This window comes from Plesiomonas sp., assembly GCF_051650925.1.
Classification (GTDB): domain Bacteria; phylum Pseudomonadota; class Gammaproteobacteria; order Enterobacterales; family CAMTGL01; genus Plesiomonas.
In genome coordinates, this window is the sequence record NZ_JBOFRH010000138.1 from 1 (window position 1) to 1,269 (window position 1,269).

At 45.2% G+C, this 1,269-nt stretch carries 1 pseudogene; it reads left to right on the forward strand.

From position 1 onward, the window contains the following. Positions 1-668 (forward strand): annotated as a pseudogene (locus tag ACRC27_RS03075) (hypothetical protein); the annotation flags it as partial. Positions 669-1,269 lie beyond the last annotated feature (601 nt).

Genomic DNA, 1,269 nt, shown 5'->3' on the forward strand with positions numbered 1-1,269 from the left:
CACGTATAGTGCGCATGCGTGATGCAGCCAGATTGCATGTTTTACGCCGGCGTTATCCCAAATGGGCGCTACCATTTCTAATGCCTTATGCCACGCAAAGTTTGCCGGAAAGAGTAGGGTATCCGCTGGCAACAGCGTCATCTATACCTGAGTTCCAAGCCTGGACATTATCTTGGTTGATCAAGTCAGAGCAAATGCCGTTTCTCACCGAGTTGCTGAGCCAGCTGGGTTATGCAACGGATTCCGTCATACCAGAGCAAACAGCACAACGGCTACTGACTCAGCCATTGCAAACCTCACAGCAAAAATCATGTTTCGCGAATGCTAGTTTTATGGATGGGAGTGAGTCATCAGTATCTGATCAAACTCCGAGCATCTATCTGTGCCAGCACTCAGCATTTGCGGGAATCATAGTTACGGTAGTGACTAATGATGCGCAGTGTGTTGAGTGCATTCAATCGGCAAGTCGTTGGTTAGCGCCAATGCCGATGGAGACATTTCCGCAGTTAAATCCGGACGAGTTCGGATCACTGCAAGGTGAACTCGCATATTGGTGGGAATATTTCTGGCAGCCATTTTGGAACTCGCGAACTGAAGAACAACAACGTCTACTGAGTGAAACGTTGCCGACGCCATGGTTGGATTTTATCGCTGACAGAACTGTGTGAAAAATGAACGCAGATCACAGTGATTTATAGGTGGAGTAGGCGAGTGTCGATTGTTAGTAGATTGTTATATAGAGCATCCGTTAGCATGGTCTGGCCGGCGGATAATGCATGAAGTTCCTTTTTCATTATTGATTTAACATAATATACATTGTGCGCATTCAAGCGGTGATGTCGCTTAGGTGTTTGGTGGTTCTAAAGCTGCTGGCCTAATGTTATCGACACTTCACATAACCCACTCATCTTATTAACTCGCTCATGCGCTGATTTAGGCTGATCGCGCTATGTGAAATCTGAAAATCGGCCTGATACAGTGCCAACAAATTTTCGCGTAGCGAAACCAAAATTTAGGCTGTTTTAGCCACCTCTGACTCACTTGGTTTGCAGTAAATGGCCTAATGTCAACAAGCTGATTACGCTACGCGATCGTTTTTGTGCGTATTGCTAATTAGCTGATTACATTTTCTGCGCTACAACGTGATTTCATACTTAATTGCTGAGAAATCAGTCCTTCATGGGTAAAAAAACTTTGCTGATGCCAAAGCATGTGCGTAAAATTCGCGAGTATTCAATGGCATCGAAGAATATTTCGCAGCGTAAGCAC